Origin of the sequence: Rhizobium sp. BK377, from assembly GCF_014193935.1 — a bacterium.
Classification (GTDB): Bacteria; Pseudomonadota; Alphaproteobacteria; order Rhizobiales; family Rhizobiaceae; genus Rhizobium.
The window spans coordinates 733514-751617 of the sequence record NZ_JACIAC010000001.1 but is presented as its reverse complement, the minus strand read 5'-3'; the positions used below and the strand labels follow the sequence as shown (position 1 = coordinate 751617).

The window sequence follows — 18104 nt, the reverse complement described above, 5'->3', positions numbered from 1 at the left end:
TTTTATGAGGATCCGGCTAAACGTGACTATTCGGCGACATGGATTTTGTCATGATCACGGTGCAGATTGCCCTCGGCCGGCTTCGCCGGCGGAACAATGGAGAGAGAGAATATGAATTGGAAAGCAGTGGCTGCGGCCATGGCGTTCGCCGGCATCGCCCTTGGCCCGGTTGTGGCCGCCGACGGCACGCACGACGCACGCATTGGAATGATGAAGCAGATCGGCGGCGCAGCAGGTTCTCTCGCTGCCATCGCCAAGGGCACCAAGCCCTATGATGCCGAAGCCGTGAAGACGGCTCTGAAGACGATCGCCGAAACGGCGAAGGCTTTTCCGGACCAGTTCAAGCCGGGTACCGAGACGGGCGACAGCGAAGCCAGTCCGAAGATCTGGGAAAACATGGACGACTTCAAGGCACGCGCCGCGAAGCTGTCTGCCGACACCGAAACCGTTCTCGCTCGGCTTCCGGCCGATGCTGCCGGCGTCGGCGCTGCGCTGAACGCGGTCGGCGGCAATTGTGGTGGCTGTCATCAGCTCTATCGCATCAAAAAAGACTAAGCGATAGAGCGCTTCTCGCATGATCCCATGATCCGCACTGGTCTTGCCGCCGGTGCGGATTGCCTTATTCTTCCGGCTGCCGGGCCGGCAAGCCCTTGATATCGACCGTAAGGAGAGGCGGCGCATGGTCCGCAGGTTCATCCGCATTCTGCTCTGTCTCATCGGCGTGGTGGTGCTCGGCGGCGCGGCCTTCTATTTCGTCACGGCGCCCGATGCGCTGCCGGAAAGCCACTGGGCCAATCTCGGCGCTCCCGACGTTGCGAATGGCGAGAAGGTTTTCTGGACCGGCGGCTGCGTCAGCTGTCATGCCACGCCCGGAGCGGAAGGCGATGCGAAGCTGATCCTTGCCGGCGGCCTTGCACTCAAAAGCCCCTTCGGCACCTTCCATATTCCGAATATTTCCCCGGATGAGCAGGCCGGCATCGGCCGCTGGACGCTCGCTCAGTTCGGCAACGCCATGAAGCGCGGCGTCGGCCCCGACGGGCAGCATCTCTATCCGTCCTTCCCCTACGGCTCCTATACGCGCATGAGCGACAAGGACGTCAACGACCTTTTCGCCTATTTGAAAACCTTGCCGAAGAGCAGCAATGTCACTCCGCCGCACGAATTGCCGTTCCCCTTCAACATCCGCCTGGCGCTCGGCGGCTGGAAACTCCTCTATTTCAATGATCAACCCCGCGTCGTGCTTGCCAATGCCGACGACAAGTTGAAGCGTGGCCAGTATCTGGTCGAAGGTCTCGGCCATTGCGGCGAATGCCACACCCCGCGCGATTCCCTCGGTGGCTTCGTCCGTGACCAGTGGCTTTCCGGGGCGCCGAACCCGGAAGGCAAGGGTCGCATACCAGACATCACGCCGGGCTCGAAGAGCGTCGGCTCCTGGAGCGAGGCCGATATCACCAACTACCTGCAGACCGGCTTCACCCCCGATTTCGACTCTGCCGGCGGCCAGATGGTTGACGTGCAGCGGAACATCGCCCATCTGCCGCAGTCCGACATCGAGGCGATTTCCGCCTATCTGAAGGCGGTTCCGAGCAAGTAGCGTCTGTTTGGCACAAGCACAGCCGGCCACACTGGCACAATGAAGCACCCGACCCTTGAGGAAACAGACGCCGCAATTGCCCGCGTGCGTGAACGGCTCGCCGCGCGCAACGCGATTCTTGCGCGCTGGTTCACCGATACGCTCGCCGTGATGGAGGCAAAGATTGCCAGCCGTCTCGATGATCCCCGCGATCTGGCGCAGGCGAGGACCGCAGCCTTCCTGTTCGTGAGGAGAGCACTGCACCAATGGGCGACCCGCCCGGTGCATGAGGTGGCGCCCGGAGACAGCCTGCCGAAAGAGGTTCGACGGCTCAAATGATTGGCATGCTTGGGGCGTCAGGCCGCCTTCGGCTGATGCTCCGCGCCGAGAATCTGCACATAGGTGTCGAGTTCTTCACTGCCGAAGCCGAGCGCCCGGTAGATTTCAGCCGTAAAGGTAATCGGCGCCGAACCTGGCGCAGTCACGATCATGCCCGATCTTACGGCCTGCGGACCGTCGCGATAATGCGCCTGGCCGCGATAGCCCTCAGCACTGGCAATAAAGTCGGGCGCGTTGCTGGTATGCGGAATATTGTTCAGCGCGCCCGTGCGCGCCAGGGCGAGCGTCCCGCCGCAGATCGCAGCAGTGACCTTGCCACGCGAGATGAAATCATCGATGACGGATGAAAGGTCGGGCGCCCTTTCGGTTTCCCAGATCGTGCCCCCGCAGATAACAAGCGCATCGAAAGCGTCGCCATGCAGGTTCTCGGCCACAGTATCGGCCGCCACCCGCATGCCGCCCATGGAGCGGATTTCCGCGCCGCCGGGACTTGCCGTCACCACATCGAAGCCGAAATGGGTGCGGGCGGAGGCAGCAAGCTGCCCCACTTCCCAGTCCGCGAAGCCTTCGGTCAGAACCACCGCCAGTCGGGTCATGCCTTCCTCCCTTGCAAGATGGCCGAGCGGCTGGAGCCACTCACGACAGAGCCTGCATATAGCGCATGCCGGTGACCGGGCGAGGGGTGAAGTCCATCTGTTCGTAGAAGCGGTGAGCCTTGAGATTGCCGGTCGCAGCGCTGACGGAGAGGTAATCGCAGCCCGCAATGCGCGCCGTTTCGCGGGCGCGGTCGACGAGAAGCTGGCCGGTGCCATGACCGCGATGGCCGTCGCGCACGAAAAGGTGATGCAGGTCCATTCCGCGCTTGCCTTCCTGCGCCCTGTAGAGCGGAACGAGGATCGCGTAACCGATCAGTCCCTCGCTGCCTTCGGCGACAATGGCAGAAATCCAGGGCGTCGGGCCGAAGAGGTCGCGCTCGAGCTGTTCCGGCGTCGAGGCCGATATGTCGCCATGATGGGCGGCAAGCAGGCCGATCATTTCATGGAGTTCGCAGATGTCGCGGGGTTTGGCGGTGCGGATCGTCACCACCGGCGGGCGCATGAGTGATATTTCGCTGTCTTCGATTTCAAGCATGGCCTTCGCGTCCTTTTTACGTTTATGCCGCCAGGACGCTGCTGATACAACAAAGCCGCCTGACGGCGGCTTGTTGACATTATGATCTGTCTCGGCCGCCCTTTACAGGTACAGCCAAAAATACGAGCGGTTATGGTGTGCGTTCTTGATCATGCGCCATAGATTCTCCGAAACCGCATGATTGTCAATGGCAGTTTGGCCTCAGATCGGAGGCGATCAGGCGGCACCTGCTGGCGCGGCACAGATACCTGCCACACAGCCCTCTGCATTTTCATCTGATGTCGCCGCCCGAACGGATGCTGCAAGCGCCATGCCGATGCGAGCGCCGAGTGCGATATCATCCTCGACGCCGAATGCATGATGCAGGATCGCACCATCGCGGCCGATCAGGACGGATGAGGGTGTTCCCCTGAAACCATAGCGGCGCATCGTCACCGGTATGTCGGAGCGCTGCTCGGCCTGATCGACACCGATGGGCGAGGTCAGCCGGTATTCGTGAATGAAAGCCTTGAGCACGGTTGGCGTCATCGCCTCGCGATGTTCGAAGACCGTGTGCAGGCCGATGACCTGGAGATCCGTGTTGGCGAAGATGCGCTCGATGCGGCGCACCTGCGGCAGGCTTTCAGCCACGCAGCCGGGGCAGAGCAATTGGAAACTGTGCAGGAAGATCACCTTGCCGCGCAGTCCGGCGATGGAGAGCGGCTGCGGTGTGTTGAACCAATCGCTGACGGAAAGTTCCGCTGCGAGTATCAGGTCGGACATGGCGAAATCCTTGCTCTTTGGGCAGGTGCTTGCGTCATCAGTTGCATCCGGGGCGCAAAGGATTAAACCTGCCTGGTGTTTTCTCTTCTCTATTTGCCTGGAGAGAGGAAAGAGCCGGTCCGGCGATGGCAGTCGCCGGACCGGCGACCCGCTCACTTTGCAGGCATGACCTTGCCCGGCAGGCTGAGATTGCCGGAGGCGACCTTGAAGACATTGTCCACGCAAAGCAGCGGCGCATGCAGGTTGCCGTTGACCTTCAGCCCTGCGGTCACGCCGTCATAGGAAGCGCCGGTAATTCCGCCGAGCAGCGACAGCGGGATGGCGACATCGACACGGTCGCCCTTCAGCACCGTCGGATAATTCGGGCTGTCGATCAGCAGCGGAACGCCCGGCCATGTGGCGGGAAGCTTCGGCTTGGCGCCGTCAGGGATGTCGGTCACCTTCAATCCGCCGGCGCATGCCTTGTCCTCATTGAGCACGACCCAGTGCGGATGCCAGACATCGCGGTTTTTGCCCTTATTGGCGGCATCGTCGAAGTCAGGATGGAAAGTCACGGCCAGCGCCACGATGCCCTGATCCCTTTCGAAGCCGATATCGCCGCTGTTGAGCGAGGTCGGCCAGACATAGGCATAGACACCGGAGCCTTCGAACTTGCCTGTCGCAGGGGGCTTTTCTGCGCCGGCCTCGCCGCGTACGCGGGTCGAGAAGACCGCCTTGTCGCCCTTGGTGACGATTTTGGTTTCGATGATGTCGAACGAGGCTTTCACGCCTTCGGACGGTTCGGCCTTGACGGGATGCGCCATAGCTGAGCCGAGCCAAAGGGATAGCGCTCCGGCGATGGCCGCGCCAGTTATCAATTTTCTCAACATTTTGATTTCCTTCTCTTTCTAGGTTGCCTGGAGAGTGCGCCTATCCTTTTTCGAAGGCATCCCAGGTGGCAGCCCGGGTTGCCGGATCGGCGGTTTCATGGTCGCGGCAGTCGATGCGCAGCTCATTGCTGCCGAAGGCCGCGTTCACGAAATTGCAGTGGTGCGGTTTGGCCGCACCGGAATGCTGGTAGGGACGGAAGTAACGACAGCTCGTGCACATCCGCTGGATCGGTATGGCATCTGCCTCCTGCAGATGCCGGATCATCTTGACGAGCGACAGCAGCAGGCCTTCCTGCTCGCCTGGGGAAAGCGATCGGGCTGCTTCCATCGCTGCCGTTTCGATCGGCGAAACGGAGCCGAACGCCGCCTTTCCCTCCGCCGTGATGCGGATCGCGGTGGCACGTTTGTCGCCGTGAGCGCTCGCCTTGGCGACGAGCCCCTTGCGCTCCAGTGCCGCAATCGAATCCGTCGCCGTCGGCTGCGAGACACCGAGATGCGCCGCAATCTCCTTAACCCGCGCACTGTCGCGGCCGGCGAGAAATTCGAGGATCGCAAGCTGCGTCGGCTTCAGTCCGGCCTTTTCGGCCTTTGACCATTCGTCGCTGCGCATCGCGATCGCGATGCGGGTCAGGCCTTCGCTGATGCGGTTGTCGATCGATGTTGGGTCTTTTGGCGTTTCCATAGAGGCAATATATAGGAGTCCTATGTAAATTCAAGGCGGCTTCGATGGATTGCCGCTTTCGTTTTTCGTGAAGGCAATATAGGGTACTCCCCTATACTACATCAGAGACTGCCATGTCCCATACGACCCATCAGAAGAAGAAGCTCATTGCCCGCGTCAGCCGTATCCGCGGGCAGCTCGAGGCGGTCGAACGTGCGCTGGAGGGCGAGCGCCCCTGCGGCGAGATCCTCCAGCTTCTAGCCTCCGTGCGCGGCGCGCTGACGGGTCTCACGGGCGAAGTGGTGGACGACCATCTGCACGAACACGTGCTGCATGCAGCCGACGAGAAGGCGAGGGCGGAGGCGGTCGAGGAAATATCGGAAGTATTGCGAACCTATATCCGCTGAGCCGGATCGATATCGGTAAGGAGTTGGCAAATGATATCAGGAACGAATAGCTACGGACATGAGCATGTCTTCCTGGGGCAGGACCATGCCCGCAACGAACGCCGCATCTGGCTTGTAATCGCGCTGACGGCGGTCATGATGGTGGTCGAAATCGGCGCCGGCACGATCTATGGCTCGATGGCTCTGGTGGCCGACGGCTGGCACATGTCCACCCATGCCAGCGCGTTGCTCATTTCTGCGCTCGCCTATCTCTTCGCCCGGAAGCAGGCCCGCAATCCGCGCTTCACGTTCGGCACCGGCAAACTCGGCGATCTCGCCGGGTTCGCGAGTGCCATCATTCTGGCGATGATTGCCCTGCTGATGGGGTGGGAAAGCTTCCTGCGCATCACGTCGCCGGTGCCGATCAGCTTCAGCCAGGCGATTGCCGTGGCCGTCATCGGCCTTGCCGTCAACCTCGTCAGTGCCTGGCTCCTCAGTGGTGGCGGCCACGATCACCACCATCACGGTCACGGGCATGATCACCATCACAATCATCATCATGCCCATGGCCATGATCACCATGGTCATGCGGATAACAATATTCGCTCCGCCTATATGCACGTCATCGCCGACGCTTTGACCTCGGTGCTCGCCATTGCCGCACTCACCTTCGGTAGCCTCTATGGCTGGCTGTGGCTTGATCCGCTGATGGGCATCGTCGGCGCTCTCATCATCGCGCAATGGGCCTGGGGGCTGATGAAATCGTCAGGCGCCGTGCTGCTTGATGTGCTCTCGGAAGGGGAAACACTGCCGGACGAGATTCGGGACGCGATCGAAGGCGATGGCGACCGCATCACCGATCTGCATGTCTGGCAGGTCGGTCCCGGTCACCATGCAGCGATCGTCGCGGTGCTGACGCCGCAGTCGCGCGATACCGCCTTCTACAAGGAGAGGCTGGCGAGCCTGGGCGAGTTGTCGCATGTGACGGTGGAGGTCACGCGCGCTGCCTGATCCCGCCAAAAAGCCGAGATGCCGCCGCAATCGGGCCTTACGCCTGTGATCCTGATTCCCCGGAGGTCTTCATGAATCACAGCCTCACCCGCCGCAGCTTTATTGGCTCTGCCTTGCTGCTGCCTGCGCTGGGCTTTGCACCTCGCTTGCGCGCCGAGCAGCAGAATGACGATATCGACAAGCGGCTCGCAGCGCTTGAAGCGCGCATTGGCGGGCGCCTCGGGGTTTCCGTTCTCGACAGCGACACGAATGTATCCTTCGGCTATCGCGGCAGCGAGCCCTTCGCCATGTGCAGCACCTTCAAGGTCCTGGCTGCAGGCCTCGTTCTTGCCCGTGTCGACAAGGGCGATGACAGCCTCGACCGGCGTATCACCTACGGCAAGGACAAGCTCGTCACCTATTCCCCCGAGACCGAAAAGCATGCGGGCGGTGACGGCATGACGATAGCCGAGATCTGCAAGGCAGCCATTACGCTGAGCGACAACACCGCCGGCAACCTGATGCTGGAAAGCTTTGGCGGTCCGGCTGCACTCACCGACTGGCTGCGCTCCATCGGTGATGGCACGACAAGGCTGGACCGCATGGAAACCGCACTAAACGAGGCCGCGAAAGGCGATCCGCGCGACACCACGACACCCGATGCAATGCTGGATTCTCTCGGCAATATCGCCCTCGGCTCGGTTCTGGCGGAAACCTCTGCAAATCAGCTGATCGACTGGATGATTGCAAACACGACCGGCGGCGCGCGCCTGCGCGCAGGCATGCCCGGCGATTGGAAGATCGGCGATAAGACCGGCACGGGCGACAATGGTTCTGCCGGCGATATTGCCATCATCTGGCCCCCCAAACGCGGCCCGATCGTCGCCGCCGTCTACATCGGGGAAACAACCGTGAAGATGGACGAATTCAATCCCGTCTTCGCCGAAATCGGCAAGATGATCACCGAGATGGTGTAGGAGAGGCCGCCTGATTTTCTACGATCTTCCGCCGGGGTCGGCGGATCGGAGCAGGCCGGACGTCGATCATTGAAAAGCCGCGGCGCAGCATACTCGCGGCTTTTTGAACTTGCGTAGCGATCAGGTGGCTGAGTTTTCTTCGCCCTGCGTGCTCGTCGATTGCGCAGCGGCGGGTTTTTTGTTGCCGTCTCCGCCATCCTCGATACCTGCAAGTTCGCGCTTGATCTGTTCAGCGATTTCCTTCTCGATTGCGGCGCGCTCGTCCGCGGACATCGCCTTGAGGTCGTCCTCGGTGAGATTGTGTGCCGCGAGATAACGCGCACGGATGAATTCTTCGGGCGTCATGCTGCTCCACTCGCTGAATTCAGCAGCGACGCGTTTATTTGCCTCCTTGATCGTTGCCTCCTCATCGGAGGGCGGATTGATGTAGGTTTCGTTGCCGGCCTGCACCGCCCACATCGTATTGGCGATGGACGGCGGCGTCGTGCTAGGCTCTAGGCCGGCGCCGGATTGATTGCGCACACTGCCGCCAAATTCGTCGGTCTGTTTGTTCTTGGATTTGCCCTGCTCGAAAAGCGCACCAAGGCCGGAATAAATTGAAAGGCTGCTACCGATTTCCATGAAAAAATCCCCTTGAAAAACGGCAGCAGCATGATCGGGCAAACCTGCCCGGAGCTTGTGTCTCTCCGCTGCCGTACTACGGCAGCGTGTATGCGATGACATAGTCGCCGGGCTTGGTGCCAACAGACCCATGCCCGCCGGCGACCATGACAACATATTGTTTGTTGTCATCGGTCGTATATGTCATCGGCGTTGCCTGTCCGCCGGCCGGAAGACGCGCCTCCCAGAGCTGGCGGCCGTTCGTCACGTCATAGGCGCGCAGATAGTTGTCGACGGCTGCACCGAGGAACGCGACGCCGCCCTTGGTCACCATCGGCCCGCCGATGCCGGGCACGCCCACTTTGAAGGGAAGAGGCAACGGCGTCATGTCATGGACCGTGCCGTTCTTGTGCATGTAAGCGATACGGCCGCTACGCAGGTCGACGCCGGCGACATAGCCCCATGGCGGCGCCTGGCATGGAATCTGAAGCGGCCCGAGGAACGGACCCATGAATACGCCGTAGGGGGCGCCGTCGTTGCGGTTGAGGCCCTGTTCGCTGCCTTTCTCATCCTGCCCGCGCGGCGGAATATCGGCTGATGGCACCAGGCGCGAGGTGAAGGCGAGGTAGGTTGGCATGCCGAACATCACCTGCCGCTCCGGGTCGACGGCGACCGAGCCCCAGTTGAAGGTGCCGAAATTACCGGGATAGACGATGGTCCCCTGCAGCGAGGGCGGCGTATATCGGCCCTCATATTTGTAGCGGTGGAAATCGATGCGGCAGACAAGCTGGTCGAACAGCGAGACACCCCACATATCCTTTTCCTGCAGTGGCTCCGGCGAGAAGGTAAGATCGGAGATCGGCTGCGTCGGTGCCGTGTGATCTTCCGGGATCGCTCCGTCAGGTGCCGGGATTTCCTTGAAGGGAATGATCGGCTGGCCGGTGCGCCGGTCGAGCACGTAAATATCGCCCTGCTTGGTGGATGCCACCAGCGCCGGCACCGCCGTTCCGTCCTGCTTGGTCAGATCGAGCAACACCGGCTGGGCCGGCACGTCCATGTCCCAGAGATCGTGGTGGACGAATTGCTGCACCCAGCGCAGCTGGCCCGTATTGATGTCGAGCGCCACGACGGAGGAGGAGAACTTCTCGACATTCTCGCTGCGGTTCATGCCGAGCTGGTCCGGCACCTGGTTGCCAAGCGGGATATAGACCATGCCGAGCTGATCATCGACGCTGAAGACCGACCAGCTGTTTGGCGAATTCGTCGTGTAATGCTGTCCCTCCGGCAATGGCGTCGTCTGGTTCGGATTGCCGGAATCCCAGTTCCAGATCAGTGCGCCGCTGTTGATGTCATAGGCGCGGATGACGCCGGACTGTTCTTTCGTTGAATAGTTGTCGTTGACCGCCCCGCCGATGATGATTTTTCCCGCAACGGCAACTGGCGGTGAGGTGGAGTAATAATAACCGGCCGGATTGTACTGCATGCCGGCCTGTAGCTGCAGCACGCCTTGTTCCGCAAAGCCCGTGCAGACCTGTCCATTGGTGGCATCGAGCGCGATCAGCCGCGCATCCGAAGTCGGCAGGTAGATGCGCTCCTTGCAGGGCTGGCCTGCCGGCGTCGCCTCATCGCTGTAATAGGTCACTCCCCGGCAGGTCTGGTGCTGCCGGTCCGGGTTCATGCCGGAATTGGCGCCATATTTCCATTTCTGCTGGCCGGTCTTGGCATCGAGCGCGATCGCCCAATTGTGCGGAGTGCAGAGATAGAGCGTGTTGCCGACCTTCAGCGGCGTCACCTGATAGGTCGTCTCGCCGACGTCGTCGGGCCGTTTCACGTCGCCGGTCTGATAGCGCCAGGCCTCCTTAAGGGAGGAGACATTCTGAACGGTAATCTGGTCGAGCGGCGAATAGCGCTGGCCGTAGGGCGTACGGCCATATTGGTGCCATTCGCCATCAGGCACATTGCCGCCGAAGGTCGGCGTGGCGGTAACCGCCTGCGTCGGCAGGTCGCCCGCGAGGTCGTGCGGATCCGTCGTCATCGAATAGACAGCGACGATGATGGCGGCGATAACAGGAATGGCGAGCGGCCAGGGATTGGCGCCGTAGTAGGTACCGGTCGGGCTGCGGAAGCCGAGCGGCCGGCGGATCCACGGTGTCAGCAGCCAGAGCCCGAAGAGGATGATGAGCCCGCCGCGTGGACCGAGCTGCCACCAGTCGAATCCGACCTCCCAGATCGCCCAGGCAAGGGCCACGATCACAAGCACGGCATAGACCCAGAGCGCCACTGCCTTGCGCATGAGAAGCAGGCCTGCCGTCAGCAGGAACATCAGTCCGGCGAAGAGATAGAAGACGCTGCCGCCGAGCGTGACGAGCCAGAGCCCGCCGGCGCCTAGGGCCAGTCCGAAAATGATGAAAAGGATGGAGGTAATGACGATTGCCATACGGCAGTCTCCCGCTGGTTAGCCGGATCGGAGGATGGCGAAAAACATACGCCGATCAGGCAGGTAGAGCGGAAGGGCTGCCTTTCAACCGCCGCAATTCGCGGCGGTTGAAACTGTCGCACTAATTCGCTTTTGCAAGCTCGCGGTCGATCGCCGAGACCAGACGACTGTCGTCAGCCGTCACGTCGGGGGCGAAACGGGCAACGACCTTGCCGTTGCGACCGACGAGGAATTTCTCGAAGTTCCAGAGGATTTCCTTGTCGTCGGAGGCAAGGCCGGCGCTCTTCAGCCGTTCGCGCATCGGTCCTTCGCCCGTCGTTTCTACGTCTGCGCTGGTCAGGTTCTGATAGAGCGGATGTTTGTCCGGCCCTTTGACGGAAATCTTGGAGTACATCGGGAAATCGACGCCGAAGGTACTGGTGCAGAAATCCAGGATTTCCGCATCTGTGCCTGGCTCCTGGCCTTTGAAGTCATTGGCCGGGAAGCCGGCGATGACGAAGCCGCGTTCGCGCTTGTCGGCATAGAGCTTTTCAAGCCCTTCATACTGCACGGTCAATCCGCATTTGGAGGCGACGTTGACGATGAGCAGGACCTGGCCGCGATATTCGTTAAGTGTCGTCTCACGCCCCTGAACGGTCTTGACCGGGATATCGAGAAGGTCGGTCATCATTATCTCCATTTAGTATGGCCAATTGTTATGGAATTCACTGAAATCAGGTTCCGCAGAAGGTCTGAAGCACCCGCTCTTCGGGTTTCGGCGGCTCCGTATATGCCGCAAATGCCGGCCGCTCATCATAGGGGTGCGAAAGAACAGCCAGCAGCGCCTCGAACAACGAGAAATCGCCATCCTGAACGGCAGCCTCGATTGCCTGCTCGACGCGGTGATTGCGCGGAATGAAGGCCGGGTTGATCCGTTTCATGGCAGCGGCCCGATCTGCGGGCATCTGCGGATCGCGCGATAACCGCTCGCGCCATTGTGCGAGCCAATCGGCGGTGGCAGCCGGTTCGCGGAATGTCGATGCGAAAGCGCTCTCTGCCTCCGGATCGCCTGCAAGGGCCGAAAGCCGCCGGAATGTCAGTGTGAAGTCTGCAGCCTGTGCCTGCATCAGCGCCAGCAGCGACTGAATGAGTTCAAGATCGCCGTCTTCGGCGGAAACAAGGCCGATCTTGCCGCGCATACCCTGCAGCCAATGGGCGTGAAACCGCTCGCCATAGGCCTTGATGATGGCGTTGGCGTGTTCGATCGCCTTGTCTCTGTCAACATCGATCAGTGGCAGCAGCGTCTCGCCGAGGCGCGCCAGGTTCCATTGCCCGATGCCCGGCTGGTTAGCATAGGCATAACGCCCGTGCTGATCGATGGAGGAGAAGACCGTCATCGGATCATAGGCGTCCATGAAGGCACAGGGACCGAAATCGATCGTCTCGCCCGAGATCGTCATATTGTCAGTATTCATCACCCCATGGATGAAGCCGACCTGCAGCCAGCGGGCGATCAGCGCCGCCTGCCGGTCGCAGACAGCCTCGTAGAGCGCAAGATAAGGATTCTCTGCCGCCTGCAACTCGGGATAATGCCGTTCGATCACATAGTCGGCAAGCGCCTTGATGCCATCCTCGTCACCACCAGCGGCAAGATACTGGAAGGTGCCGACGCGGATATGGCTTGCAGCAACGCGCGTGAAGACGGCGCCCGGCAAGACATCCTCACGCCGAACGCCTTCACCGGTCAGCACGGCTGCAAGCGCCCGCGTGGCGGGAATGCCGAGTGCAAACATCGCCTCGCTGATGATATATTCGCGCAAGACTGGGCCAAGCGCTGCCCGCCCGTCTCCCCGGCGTGAATAGGGCGTCTGCCCCGCACCCTTGAGCTGGATATCCCGGCGCTTGCCGTTCCGGTCGATCACCTCCCCGAGCAGGATCGCGCGCCCGTCGCCGAGCAGCGGGACGAAATGGCCGAACTGGTGGCCGGAATAAGCCATCGCCAGCGGCTCGGCACCTTCGGGGATGAGGTTGCCGGAAAAGATCGCAGCCCCGTCGCGCTTCAGAATGTCGACATTAAGTCCCAATTCTCTGGCCAGCGGCTCGTTGAGCTTGATGAGCCATGGCTCGGCCACCTGCGTCGGCGCCTGTAAGGCGAAGAAGTTCTGCGGCAGCCGCACGTAGCTATTGTCGAAGCCGAAGGCCGTGTCCGGCCGGTTTTTCTGCAGGGCGGAGGTCATGGCTAATAGGTAGGGCCGCAGGTGCGATCACGCAAGCCGATCTTCGTGCCAAACTACTCCCTTCACGAAGGGCAAAAAAGTGCAAGGAATGGTGATCTGCCTTTCCCTTTCGTCAAAGCAGATTTGCCATAAAAGACATAGCGCCGCCATGATTGCCGGCGTATAGCAAAATCATCTCCCCTTGGCATTTTTGCCATGTCTTCTCCCGCGGCCCTGTCGCCCCGTGTGCTCCGCTGCGCCACTGCGAGTGATCCCTGACGATGTCGGATCAGATTTATCATGCGCCGTTGGCTCGGCGTGCAGCACCCAATTTCCGGGTGATCGCGATGATTGTCGCGAGCGCCATGCTCATGGAAAATGTCGACGCAACGGTGCTGGCGACCGCGCTGCCGACCATGGCCCGCGATTTCGGCGTCGACGCCCCGGCCATGTCGATCGCCTTGACCTCCTATCTGCTCAGCCTTGCGATCTTCATCCCCGCCAGCGGCCGCGTGGCGGATAGTTTCGGCTCGCGCACCGTCTTCCGTTCGGCGATTGCCGTTTTCGTGGTCGGCTCCATCCTTTGTGCCTTCGCGCCGACCTTGCCGTTCCTCGTGCTTGCCCGCCTGCTGCAGGGCATAGGCGGCGCCATGATGATGCCCGTCGGCCGTCTGGTGCTGATGCGTAGCGTCGACCGCAAGGATATGGTCAGCGCCATGTCCTGGCTTTTGGTGCCGGCGTTGATCGGCCCGATCGTCGGCCCGCCGCTCGGCGGCTTCATCGTCACCTATCTCGACTGGCGCTGGATCTTCTACATCAACGTGCCGATCGGCATCATCGGCATGATCTTCGTCTCGATCTACATCGACGAAGTGAAGGGCAAGGCGGCCGGTCCTTTCGATACGATCGGCTTCATCCTGTCGGGCATCTCACTCGGCTCGCTGCTCTTCGGCTTCGAACTGTCAAGCCATCAAGGGCAGGGCTCGTTTTCGATCTTCCTCATCGCGATCGGTCTGCTCTTCGGCATCGCTTATCTGCGCCATGCCCGCAGGCATCCGGCGCCGATCATGGATTTCTCACTGATGAGAGTGCCGAGCTTCGGCACTTCGGTCATTGCCGGTTCGCTGACCCGCATCACGCAGGGCGCGCAGCCCTTCCTGCTGCCGCTGCTCTTCCAGATCGGCTTCGGCCTTTCGGCGGCCGCCGCTGGGCAGATCGTCATTTCCACCGCGCTTGGCGCGCTGTTCATGAAGCCGCTGGCGCGTGCCGTCTTCCGCCGTGTCGGCTTCCGCAGAAGCCTGATTATCAATGGTATTCTCGGCACCATCGGCTACGGCCTCTGCGCCGCCTTCCGGCCGGATTGGCCGATGCCGCTGATCTTCATCGCATTGGTGTTCAGCGCCTTTTTCATGTCGTTCCAGTTCACGGCTTACAATACCATCGCCTATGACGAGATCGGCCAGGAACGCATGAGCTCGGCCACAAGCTTCTACACTACCTTCCAGCAGCTGATGCTCTCGCTCGGCATCTGCATCGGTGCGCTGGCCCTGCATGCTTCGATGGCCTTCAACGGTGTCGAAACACCTGAGCTTGGCGATTTCTCCACCGCCTTCATCGTAGTTGCGATCATCTCAATCACCGCCACCATTTGGAACCTCCGCTTCTCGCCGACCGCAGGCGAAGAGATCAGCGGCTACAAGGCCAAGTAGGCGTTCTCTTGGTGAGGATGCTCTTCTGCAGCCATCCAGCCGCCGCTCGTCGCCGTCAGGCACGGTCTATGGGGCGATGAGCCGGAGCAGCCAGCTTTAAACCTCGCCGTCTTCCATCTCGGCCGCCAGGCCGGCGAGCTTGCGCACGGTGTTCAGGTTGCGGGAGGTCCCCGCCTTCAGCGCCGGCAGCTTCAGCTTCGACCGACCTGAGCCGATGGGATAGTGCACATAAATCTCACGCCCGGCGAGCTTCGCTTCCTCGCCATCGGGCGCCACCATCTTTTCCAGGGCATCTTTGGGTGCCGCTTCTGGCAGGAAATAGACCAGCAGAAAATTCGGCTTGGCGTCGAGGAAGGGAGCGTGGGCGACGATGCCATCGAGTTCCTTACGGCTACGCACCATCACGCCCGGCCGCTTTCCCATCTTCTTGCCCAGCGCTTCGTCGAGCTGTTCTTCAATCGCTTTTTCGGCCTCATCCGAGCGAAACAGCACATTACCGCTCTGAATGTAGGTCTTCACGTCAGTGAAACCGAGCTCCTCGCAGATCGCCTTCAGCTCCGCCATCGGCAGGGAGCCTGTGCCGCCGACATTCACGGCTCTCAGCAGCGCGATATAGACAGCCATTTCTCCCTCCGTTGATTGAGTGGCGTGCTGAGAACACGCCGCATCCAATCTCACATCTTGCCCGCCACCTTGACCGCAAACGCATATTCGAACGCGATCTCTTCGAGCCGCTGGAAGCGGCCGGAAGCGCCGCCGTGGCCGGCATCCATGTTGGTTTTGAGCAGAATGGGCGCGGCACCCGTCGTCTTGTCGCGCAGCTTCGCGACCCATTTCGCCGGCTCCCAGTAGGTGACCCGTGGGTCGGTCAGACCACCGAGCGCCAGGATCGGCGGATAGGGCTTGCCGCCGACATTGTCATAGGGCGAATAGGCGGCGATCTGCTCGTATTCTTCCTTGCTCTCGATCGGGTTGCCCCATTCCGGCCATTCCGGCGGGGTGAGCGGCAGCGTGTCGTCGAGCATGGTATTGAGCACGTCGACGAATGGGACGGCAGCGATGAAGCCGGCGAATTTTTCCGGCGCCATATTGGCGACTGCGCCCATCAGCATGCCGCCGGCCGATCCGCCCTCGGCAATGATGTTCGCGTAGGATGTGAACTTCTCCTGATTCAGATAGTCAGCGGCAGCGATGAAGTCCTTGAAGGTATTGGTCTTCTTGTCCATCTTGCCGTCTTCGTACCAGGCAAAGCCCTTGTCCTTGCCGCCGCGGATATGAGCGATGGCATAGACGAAGCCGCGATCGGCAAGCGACAGGCAGTTGGTGTTGAAGCCGGCCGGAATGGTGATGCCATAGGCGCCGTAGCCGTAGAGCAGGCAGGGCGCGGAACCGTCAAGCGGCGTGTCCTTGCGGTAGAGCAGTGTGACCGGCACTTTCTCGCCGTCCCATGCCGTCGCGAAGACGCGGCGGGTGACGTAATCGTCGGGATTGTGGCCCGATGGGACTTCCTGCGTCTTCAGGAGCGTGCGCTCACGGGTGACCATGTTGTAGTCGTAAAGCTGCGAGGGCGTCGTCATCGACGAATAGGAGAAGCGGATGACGTCGGTGTCGTATTCGGCGGCACCCGAAAGGCCGAGCGAATAGGCTTCCTCGTCGAAGGCGATCGCATACTCTTCGCCGCTGCGGCGGTCACGGATCATGATCTGCGGCAGGCCGTCCTTGCGCTCCAGCCACAGCAGGTGACGGGCATAGGCCATATGGCTGATGATGAGCGTGCCGGGCTTGTGCGGCACGACCTCGCGCCAGTTTTCCTTGCCCGGCTTGTCAACCGGTGCTTCCATGATCTTGAAATCCTTGGCGCCGCTGTCGTTGGTCAGGATATAGAAAACATCGCCGCCCTCCGTCAGCGAATATTCGATGCCTTCCTCGCGCGCAGCCACCAGCTTCGGCTCGGCGGTCAGGTCTTTGGTCGAGAGCAGGCGATACTCGCTCGTTTCGTGGTCGTGGATGTCGATGTAAATGAAATCGTCGAGCAGCGAACCGCCGACGCCCATGAAGAAGCCGGCATCCGCTTCCTCGTAGACAAGGCGGTCCTCGCTCTGCGGCGTGCCGAGAATATGGTGGAAAACTTTCGACGGACGGTGGTTCTCATCGAGCGCCGAATAGAAGAAGCTCTTGCCGTCAGGCGCCCAGACGCCGCCGCCGCCCGTATTCTCGATGAGATCGGGCAGATCCGCACCCGTCGAGAGGTCGCGAACCCTCAGCGTGAAGAACTCGGAACCCTTGTCGTCATAGCCCCAGATGCCGCGGCTGTGGTCGGTGCAATGATCGAGCCCGGCGAGGCGGAAATAGGCCTTGCCGGCAGCCTCCTTGTCGCCATCGAGCAGGATGGTGCGGATCCTCTCGTCCATCACCCCGCCGTCGCGGGGGATGCGGAAATAGCGTGGCTGCTCGCCCCCAGTGACGAAGGAAGTGCCGTAGGCATACGCACCATCCTTAACCGGTACGGAACTGTCGTCTTCCTTGATGCGGCCGCGCATCTCCGCAAACAACGTCTTCTGCAGCGGCTTGGTGTCTTCCATGGCCGCATTCATGTAGCCGTTTTCGGCTTCCAGGTGGGCGCGGATGTCAGGATCGAGGATAGAAGGATCCTTGAACATCGCCTGCCAGTTGTCGGCCCGCAGCCAGGCGTAGTCGTCAGTCCGCGTGATGCCGTGGCGCGTGTCGGAGACGGGTCTTTTTTCGGCGGCGGGCGGGGTAGGCAGGTTCTTGAAAGGGGTCAAGGAAGGCTCCGTAAGGGCGGTGTCGGTGGGCAAGAGATAGAGGTGCTGCAGGTCATGATCAAGCGTCGGTCGGTGAACCTTCGTGGGACAAATGGCCGGCGCGTCGCCTTGATGTCACCACATTGTTTGAGAATGTCCGCTAGCCCCGCACGAAAATTGCATCCGCATCAGGCCCCGGCAAGCTGCCGGCGGCGGTATGACGAATACATAACAGTAAAGGTTTCTCCATCATGCCGAAACGTCTGGTCCTGTTTATGTCGCTCGCAGGCCTTGCCGCCTCGTCCGCCCTTGCGGTCGATTCCACGATCAAGAAGCAGCTCGAAAAACTGGACCCGGCCACCCGCCTCGAGCAGAGCTGCGATACCGAAGCCATGAGCCGCATCAACCAGGACGGCACCGGCTTCCGGCCGGACAAGGTCATCGCCTATACGTTCAAGGATCCGATACCGAGCGACGATCGCCTCGAAGCGCCCGGCGCCGTCTTCCGAAGCAAGGGCGACTGGTATCATCTGTCCTATACCTGCGTCACCGGTCCGCAGCACATCAATGTACGCGACCTGAAGTACAAGATCGGCGACAAGGTGCCGAAGGATAAGTGGACCAAATATTTCCTCTACGATTGAGTCCTCGCTCTTTTCCCGCTCTTTCGCATTCCCTGTGCCAGGCAAAGCAATGCGGGCAGATTGAGACAT

19 protein-coding genes are annotated in these 18104 nt (G+C 61.0%); 8 read left to right on the top strand and 11 right to left on the bottom strand.

What is annotated here, in order from left to right; translation table 11 throughout:
• Positions 1-111 precede the first annotated feature (111 nt).
• The 3 genes from FHT92_RS03750 (at position 112) to FHT92_RS03740 (ending at position 1912) form a co-directional block, all read left to right on the top strand.
• Positions 112-555, top strand: a complete 444-nt coding sequence (locus FHT92_RS03750) for a c-type cytochrome (RefSeq protein ID WP_183822610.1) — start codon at positions 112-114, stop codon at positions 553-555.
• A gap of 124 nt (positions 556-679) precedes the next feature.
• A complete protein-coding gene (locus tag FHT92_RS03745) occupies positions 680-1594 on the top strand; it encodes a c-type cytochrome (RefSeq protein WP_183822608.1) in 915 nt (304 codons plus the stop codon).
• A gap of 39 nt (positions 1595-1633) precedes the next feature.
• Positions 1634-1912 carry a hypothetical protein gene (locus FHT92_RS03740; RefSeq protein WP_183822606.1) on the top strand — a complete coding sequence of 93 codons (279 nt, stop codon included), beginning with the start codon at positions 1634-1636 and terminating at the stop codon, positions 1910-1912.
• 17 nt (positions 1913-1929) lie between these two features.
• On the opposite strand, the gene FHT92_RS03735 is transcribed toward FHT92_RS03740, so the two are convergent.
• The 5 genes from FHT92_RS03735 to FHT92_RS03715 all read right to left on the bottom strand — a co-directional run bounded on the left by FHT92_RS03735 (position 1930) and on the right by FHT92_RS03715 (position 5356).
• Positions 1930-2508, bottom strand: a complete 579-nt coding sequence (locus FHT92_RS03735) for a type 1 glutamine amidotransferase family protein (protein ID WP_183822604.1) — start codon at positions 2506-2508, stop codon at positions 1930-1932.
• A 40-nt stretch (positions 2509-2548) separates the two neighbouring features.
• The gene (locus tag FHT92_RS03730; RefSeq protein ID WP_183744835.1) at positions 2549-3043 is read right to left on the bottom strand and encodes a GNAT family N-acetyltransferase; all 495 of its coding nucleotides are present in this window, start codon (positions 3041-3043) and stop codon (positions 2549-2551) included.
• A 216-nt stretch (positions 3044-3259) separates the two neighbouring features.
• A complete protein-coding gene (locus FHT92_RS03725; protein WP_183822602.1) occupies positions 3260-3805 on the bottom strand; it encodes a TlpA family protein disulfide reductase in 546 nt (181 codons plus the stop codon).
• A gap of 152 nt (positions 3806-3957) precedes the next feature.
• A complete protein-coding gene (locus FHT92_RS03720) occupies positions 3958-4674 on the bottom strand; it encodes a hypothetical protein (protein ID WP_183744829.1) in 717 nt (238 codons plus the stop codon).
• A 40-nt stretch (positions 4675-4714) separates the two neighbouring features.
• A complete protein-coding gene (locus FHT92_RS03715; protein WP_183822600.1) occupies positions 4715-5356 on the bottom strand; it encodes a MarR family winged helix-turn-helix transcriptional regulator in 642 nt (213 codons plus the stop codon).
• 113 nt (positions 5357-5469) lie between these two features.
• Here FHT92_RS03715 and dmeR point away from each other — a divergent pair, with 113 nt between their 5' ends.
• The 3 genes from dmeR to bla all read left to right on the top strand — a co-directional run bounded on the left by dmeR (position 5470) and on the right by bla (position 7688).
• Complete coding sequence (gene dmeR / locus FHT92_RS03710; protein ID WP_183822598.1) at positions 5470-5742, top strand: Ni(II)/Co(II)-sensing transcriptional repressor DmeR; 273 nt, start codon at positions 5470-5472, stop codon at positions 5740-5742.
• A 30-nt stretch (positions 5743-5772) separates the two neighbouring features.
• Entirely contained in the window at positions 5773-6732 is a 960-nt protein-coding gene (gene dmeF / locus FHT92_RS03705; protein ID WP_183822596.1) for a CDF family Co(II)/Ni(II) efflux transporter DmeF, read from the top strand.
• 71 nt (positions 6733-6803) lie between these two features.
• Entirely contained in the window at positions 6804-7688 is an 885-nt protein-coding gene (gene bla, locus FHT92_RS03700) for a class A beta-lactamase (RefSeq protein WP_183822593.1), read from the top strand.
• Between the two features lie 120 nt (positions 7689-7808).
• On the opposite strand, the gene FHT92_RS29180 is transcribed toward bla, so the two are convergent.
• From FHT92_RS29180 to FHT92_RS03680, 4 genes are all read right to left on the bottom strand, one after another.
• Positions 7809-8480 (bottom strand): hypothetical protein, encoded by a 672-nt coding sequence (locus FHT92_RS29180; protein WP_246735122.1) that lies wholly within the window; start codon positions 8478-8480, stop codon positions 7809-7811.
• Positions 8386-10725 (bottom strand): glucose/quinate/shikimate family membrane-bound PQQ-dependent dehydrogenase, encoded by a 2340-nt coding sequence (locus FHT92_RS03690; RefSeq protein WP_183822591.1) that lies wholly within the window; start codon positions 10723-10725, stop codon positions 8386-8388. The genes FHT92_RS29180 and FHT92_RS03690 overlap by 95 nt, the downstream gene beginning before the upstream one ends.
• Before the next feature lie 121 nt (positions 10726-10846).
• Entirely contained in the window at positions 10847-11395 is a 549-nt protein-coding gene (locus FHT92_RS03685) for a glutathione peroxidase (protein ID WP_281412851.1), read from the bottom strand.
• A 43-nt stretch (positions 11396-11438) separates the two neighbouring features.
• Entirely contained in the window at positions 11439-12941 is a 1503-nt protein-coding gene (locus FHT92_RS03680; protein WP_183822589.1) for a protein adenylyltransferase SelO, read from the bottom strand.
• A 260-nt stretch (positions 12942-13201) separates the two neighbouring features.
• Between FHT92_RS03680 and FHT92_RS03675 the strand changes: the two genes are divergently transcribed.
• Positions 13202-14629, top strand: a complete 1428-nt coding sequence (locus FHT92_RS03675; RefSeq protein WP_183822587.1) for a DHA2 family efflux MFS transporter permease subunit — start codon at positions 13202-13204, stop codon at positions 14627-14629.
• Between the two features lie 96 nt (positions 14630-14725).
• Here the strand turns inward: FHT92_RS03675 and FHT92_RS03670 are convergent, their stop codons facing one another.
• Both FHT92_RS03670 and FHT92_RS03665 read right to left on the bottom strand, forming a co-directional pair.
• Positions 14726-15253, bottom strand: a complete 528-nt coding sequence (locus FHT92_RS03670; protein WP_183822585.1) for a DUF1697 domain-containing protein — start codon at positions 15251-15253, stop codon at positions 14726-14728.
• 50 nt (positions 15254-15303) lie between these two features.
• Positions 15304-17412 (bottom strand): S9 family peptidase, encoded by a 2109-nt coding sequence (locus tag FHT92_RS03665; RefSeq protein WP_183822583.1) that lies wholly within the window; start codon positions 17410-17412, stop codon positions 15304-15306.
• Between the two features lie 230 nt (positions 17413-17642).
• Between FHT92_RS03665 and FHT92_RS03660 the strand changes: the two genes are divergently transcribed.
• On the top strand, positions 17643-18035 hold the full coding sequence (locus FHT92_RS03660; RefSeq protein ID WP_183822581.1) for a DUF930 domain-containing protein: 393 nt from the start codon (positions 17643-17645) through the stop codon (positions 18033-18035).
• Positions 18036-18104: the final 69 nt, after the last annotated feature.

Coding starts and splice junctions, on each gene's coding strand:
- FHT92_RS03750 (WP_183822610.1), top strand. CDS start 112: ATGAATTGGAAAGCAGTGGCTGCGGCCATGGCGTTCGCCGGCATCGCC.
- FHT92_RS03745 (WP_183822608.1), top strand. CDS start 680: ATGGTCCGCAGGTTCATCCGCATTCTGCTCTGTCTCATCGGCGTGGTG.
- FHT92_RS03740 (WP_183822606.1), top strand. CDS start 1,634: ATGAAGCACCCGACCCTTGAGGAAACAGACGCCGCAATTGCCCGCGTG.
- FHT92_RS03735 (WP_183822604.1), bottom strand. CDS start 2,508: ATGACCCGACTGGCGGTGGTTCTGACCGAAGGCTTCGCGGACTGGGAA.
- FHT92_RS03730 (WP_183744835.1), bottom strand. CDS start 3,043: ATGCTTGAAATCGAAGACAGCGAAATATCACTCATGCGCCCGCCGGTG.
- FHT92_RS03725 (WP_183822602.1), bottom strand. CDS start 3,805: ATGTCCGACCTGATACTCGCAGCGGAACTTTCCGTCAGCGATTGGTTC.
- FHT92_RS03720 (WP_183744829.1), bottom strand. CDS start 4,674: ATGTTGAGAAAATTGATAACTGGCGCGGCCATCGCCGGAGCGCTATCC.
- FHT92_RS03715 (WP_183822600.1), bottom strand. CDS start 5,356: ATGGAAACGCCAAAAGACCCAACATCGATCGACAACCGCATCAGCGAA.
- dmeR (WP_183822598.1), top strand. CDS start 5,470: ATGTCCCATACGACCCATCAGAAGAAGAAGCTCATTGCCCGCGTCAGC.
- dmeF (WP_183822596.1), top strand. CDS start 5,773: ATGATATCAGGAACGAATAGCTACGGACATGAGCATGTCTTCCTGGGG.
- bla (WP_183822593.1), top strand. CDS start 6,804: ATGAATCACAGCCTCACCCGCCGCAGCTTTATTGGCTCTGCCTTGCTG.
- FHT92_RS29180 (WP_246735122.1), bottom strand. CDS start 8,480: ATGACAACAAACAATATGTTGTCATGGTCGCCGGCGGGCATGGGTCTG.
- FHT92_RS03690 (WP_183822591.1), bottom strand. CDS start 10,725: ATGGCAATCGTCATTACCTCCATCCTTTTCATCATTTTCGGACTGGCC.
- FHT92_RS03685 (WP_281412851.1), bottom strand. CDS start 11,395: ATGATGACCGACCTTCTCGATATCCCGGTCAAGACCGTTCAGGGGCGT.
- FHT92_RS03680 (WP_183822589.1), bottom strand. CDS start 12,941: ATGACCTCCGCCCTGCAGAAAAACCGGCCGGACACGGCCTTCGGCTTC.
- FHT92_RS03675 (WP_183822587.1), top strand. CDS start 13,202: ATGTCGGATCAGATTTATCATGCGCCGTTGGCTCGGCGTGCAGCACCC.
- FHT92_RS03670 (WP_183822585.1), bottom strand. CDS start 15,253: ATGGCTGTCTATATCGCGCTGCTGAGAGCCGTGAATGTCGGCGGCACA.
- FHT92_RS03660 (WP_183822581.1), top strand. CDS start 17,643: ATGCCGAAACGTCTGGTCCTGTTTATGTCGCTCGCAGGCCTTGCCGCC.